The sequence below is a fragment of the Bergeriella denitrificans NBRC 102155 genome, from assembly GCF_001592185.1.
Classification (GTDB): Bacteria; Pseudomonadota; Gammaproteobacteria; order Burkholderiales; family Neisseriaceae; genus Neisseria; species Neisseria denitrificans.
In genome coordinates, this window is record NZ_BCWL01000193.1 from 1 (window position 1) to 3,937 (window position 3,937).

4 protein-coding genes are annotated in these 3,937 nt (G+C 59.1%); all 4 read left to right on the top strand.

Features of this window, described 5'->3' with window-relative positions:
* Positions 1-321 precede the first annotated feature (321 nt).
* The 4 genes from BDE01S_RS08920 (at position 322) to ypfJ (ending at position 3,872) form a co-directional block, all read left to right on the top strand.
* Positions 322-882 (top strand): hypothetical protein, encoded by a 561-nt coding sequence (locus BDE01S_RS08920; RefSeq protein ID WP_066080424.1) that lies wholly within the window; start codon positions 322-324, stop codon positions 880-882.
* 84 nt (positions 883-966) lie between these two features.
* On the top strand, positions 967-1,686 hold the full coding sequence (locus BDE01S_RS08925; RefSeq protein ID WP_066080427.1) for an SDR family oxidoreductase: 720 nt from the start codon (positions 967-969) through the stop codon (positions 1,684-1,686).
* Between the two features lie 78 nt (positions 1,687-1,764).
* Positions 1,765-2,949 (top strand): acetylornithine/succinyldiaminopimelate transaminase, encoded by a 1,185-nt coding sequence (locus BDE01S_RS08930; RefSeq protein WP_066080430.1) that lies wholly within the window; start codon positions 1,765-1,767, stop codon positions 2,947-2,949.
* 83 nt (positions 2,950-3,032) lie between these two features.
* Positions 3,033-3,872 carry a KPN_02809 family neutral zinc metallopeptidase gene (gene ypfJ / locus BDE01S_RS08935; protein WP_066080432.1) on the top strand — a complete coding sequence of 280 codons (840 nt, stop codon included), beginning with the start codon at positions 3,033-3,035 and terminating at the stop codon, positions 3,870-3,872.
* The last annotated feature ends 65 nt before the right edge of the window (positions 3,873-3,937 follow it).

The window sequence follows — 3,937 nt, forward strand, 5'->3', positions numbered from 1 at the left end:
CTCTCCGACTATATGCGGGTTGGCAATACAGGCCGCCCGCCCAATATCAAGCAAGAGCTTTTCCGATGAATGTTTTTCAGATTTATTACCTGCCGGAGCAAAAAGCCGGGCTGGATAAGGGCTTTATCCCTTTTTACAACCCGCATGCCGCCGATGCTTCGGAGTTTTGGTTTGAATACGGCGTGATGCGCCGTCTCTGGCTGGAGCAGCCCGAATATTTTCAGGATTTTACCGGCGTGCTCAGCCACAAGTTTTACAGCAAAAACCGGCCTGAACAGCCAGAATATCGCCAAGCATATCAGCCTGTATCCCGATGCCGACGTGCATCTTTTCAACCCCGTGACCATTTCCAGCCATATGACGCTCAACCAATGGGTGCAAGGCAATGCCAACCACGAAGGGCTGCTGGAAAACGCGCAGAAAATTTTCGATGCCCTGCATATTCCCATACGGCTCGATACCTTAATCGACATCCCCGACAGCGTGGGGTACTGCAATTACTGGGTGGGCAGCCCGAAATTCTGGCGGGCTTATATGGATTTTACCGAGCCGTTTTACCGCCTGATTGAAAACGACAAGGCCAACCGCTTCGGTATGCGCTCGATGGTGACCCACAACAATATGCCCACCTACCCGCTGCTGCCGTTTTTTATGGAACGCCTGCCCACGCTGTTTCTGCGGCTCAATCCGCAGTTTAAATACGCCGCGTTCAACCATTATCCCGACAGCCTGCTGCGTAAAGCCTGGGGCGACACCTACCCCGAAATGATGGCCTGCAAAGCCGCCAAAGAGCAGCAAGACCGCGCGGCCTTCGACACGGCGCGCAACCGGCTGCTCGAAAAGCTGCAGCGCTACGAGCAAACCGGAAAAACCAAACCATAACCCGAACCGGCGGCCAAAAAGCCGTCTGAAAAATGAAACTCAGCCAAGCTGAACAGCCAACCTCAAAGGAAAAAAGGAAAAACCATGTCCGCATTAGCAAACAAAGTCATTATGGTAACCGGCGCCTCGCAAGGCCTGGGCGAGCAGGTGGCCAAAGCCTATGCCGAAGCCGGCGCCACCGTAATTCTGGTATCGCGCCGCCAAAAGCGCATGGAAAAAGTGTATGACGAAATCGTCGCCGCCGGCCACCCCGAGCCTTTCGCCATCTGCTTCGACCTCTTAACTGCGGAAGACAAAGAATTCGAGCAGTTTGCCGCTACCATCGCCGAAGCCACGCAGGGCAAACTCGACGGCATCGTGCATTGCGCCAGCTACTTCAACGCCCTCTCGCCGCTGGATTTCCAATCCGTAGCCGACTGGGTCAAGCTCTACCGCATCAATACCGTTGCGCCTATGGGTCTGACCCGCGCGCTCTTCCCGCTCTTGAAAGAATCGCCCGATGCTTCGGTGATTTTCGTCGGCGAATCCCACGGCGAAACCCCCAAAGCCTACTGGGGCGGCTTCGGCGCGTCCAAATCCGCTTTAAACTATCTGTGTAAAGTCGTGGCCGACGAGTGGGAGCGTTTCCCCAACCTGCGTGCCAACGTGCTGGTGCCCGGCGCGATTAATTCGCCGCAGCGCATCAAATCCCACCCGGGCGAAGCCGCTACCGAACGCAAAAGCTATGCCGACGTGGTGCCGCAATTCGTGTGGTGGGCCAGCGAAGCCGGCAAAGGCCGCTCCGGCGAAATCGTTTACCTCTGACCCGCAGCCGCGCCGCCAAACCGATGCGCGGCGCAACATTGACCCGCTTACCGCTTGACCGATACAGGAATCCCGACCATGCAAAACTACCTCACGCCCAATTTCTCTTTCGCCCCCATGATTCCCGAGCGCGCGCTCGGCAGCCGCGTTTGGGGCGCGGACGGGCGCGAGTATATCGACTTGTCGGGCGGGATTGCCGTCAACGCGCTCGGCCACAGCCACCCCGCGCTGATTGAAGCCCTGACGGAGCAGGCGCAAAAGCTGTGGCACATTTCCAATATCTACACCACCGGCCCCGCACAGGAATTGGCCAAAAAACTGGTTGACCACAGCTTCGGCGACAAAGTCTTTTTCTGCAATTCCGGCGCAGAAGCCAACGAAGCCGCGCTGAAGCTGGCGCGCAAATACGGCCGCGACCATTTCGGCAGCGGGAAAAACGAAATCATCGCCTGCACCGACAGCTTCCACGGCCGCACCCTGTTTACCGTATCCGTGGGCGGCCAGCCCAAATACAGCCAAGACTACGCCCCTCTGCCGCAAGGCATCACCCATGTACCGTTTAACGATGTCGGCGCACTGGCCGCCGCCGTCAGCAGCAAAACCTGCGCCGTCATCATCGAGCCCATCCAAGGCGAGAGCGGCATCCTGCCCGCCACACAAGAATATCTGGAAGCCGCGCGCCGCCTGTGCGACGAACACGACGCACTGCTGATTTTCGACGAAGTGCAAACCGGCATGGGCCACACCGGCAAACTGTTTGCCTACGAACATTACGGCATCGCTCCCGACATCATCAGCCTGGCCAAAGCCTTGGGCTGCGGCTTTCCCATCGGCACCATCCTCACCACCGACAAAATCGCGCCGACTTTCGGCCCGGGCACGCACGGCTCGACCTTCGGCGGCAATCCTTTGGCCTGCGCCGTCGGCAGCCGCGCCTTCGACATCATCAACGCACCGGAAACGCTGGCACACGTTGAAGCGCAAGGCCGCAAGCTGCGCGACGCTTTGGCGCAAATCGGCAGCGAAACTGGCGTGTTCAAAGAAGTGCGCGGCATGGGCTTGCTCTTGGGCTGCGTACTGGCCGACCGCTACCGCGGCCGCGCCGGCGAAATCACCGCCGCCGCGCTGAAACACGGCCTGATGGTCTTGGTGGCCGGCAGCAATGTCGTCCGCTTCGCCCCCAGCCTGCTCTTAAGCGATGAAGACATGCACGAAGCCTTAGGCCGTCTGAAAAACGCGCTGGCCGAATGGCAGGCCGCCTGAATATACCCCACATACCGCGCCGCGCCGTTTTCAGACGGCCCGCGGCACTCCACTCCGAACACAATCTCAAAAGGAACACCCCCATGAAATGGCAAGGACGCGCCCGCAGCAGCAACGTCGAAGACCGCCGAGGCAGCGGCGGAGGCGGCGGCGGTAAAACGCCCGGCTTAATCGGCATCATCATTCTGCTGGTCGGCGCCTATTACGGCGTCGATTTGAGCGGCGTGGTCGGCACGCCCTCCTTAGGCTCTGCCACCGCCCAACAATCCACGCTCGACAGCAAACTCGAAAACCGCCTGGAAGAGCTGTCGCAAGTGGTTTTGGCCGACACCGAAAACGCCTGGAAAGACTATTTCGCCAAACACGGCCAACGCTACACCCCCACCACGCTGGTGCTCTATACCGGCGGCACGCAAACCGCCTGCGGTACCGGCCAGGCCGCGATGGGTCCTTTCTATTGCCCGAGCGATAAAAAAGTCTATCTGGATTTGTCTTTCTATGAAGACATGCGGACCAAGCTCGGCGCATCCGGCGATGCCGCCTTTGCCTATGTGATTGCCCACGAAGTCGGCCACCACGTTCAAAACCTGCTCGGCATCCTGCCGCAAGTGCACCAAGCCCAGCAAGGCGCGGGCAAAAAGCAGGCCAATGCCTTATCCGTCAAACTCGAATTGCAGGCCGACTGCTTTGCCGGCATTTGGGGGCATTACGCCGTCAACCAGCAGATTTTTGAAGCCGGAGACATTGAAAAAGCCATGGCCGCCGCCGCATCCGTGGGCGACGACCGCCTGCAGCAGCAGGCTCAGGGCTATGCCGTGCCCGACAGCTTCACCCACGGCTCGTCTGCCGACCGCATGAAATGGCTGCAACGCGGCCTGCAGGGCGGCGACATCAACACCTGCAACACCTTTGCCGCAAGCTGAAGCCCGCAGGCCGTCTGAAAACACCCTGTCCAACGGCCTGCCCGTTCCACGGCAATTTATTTATA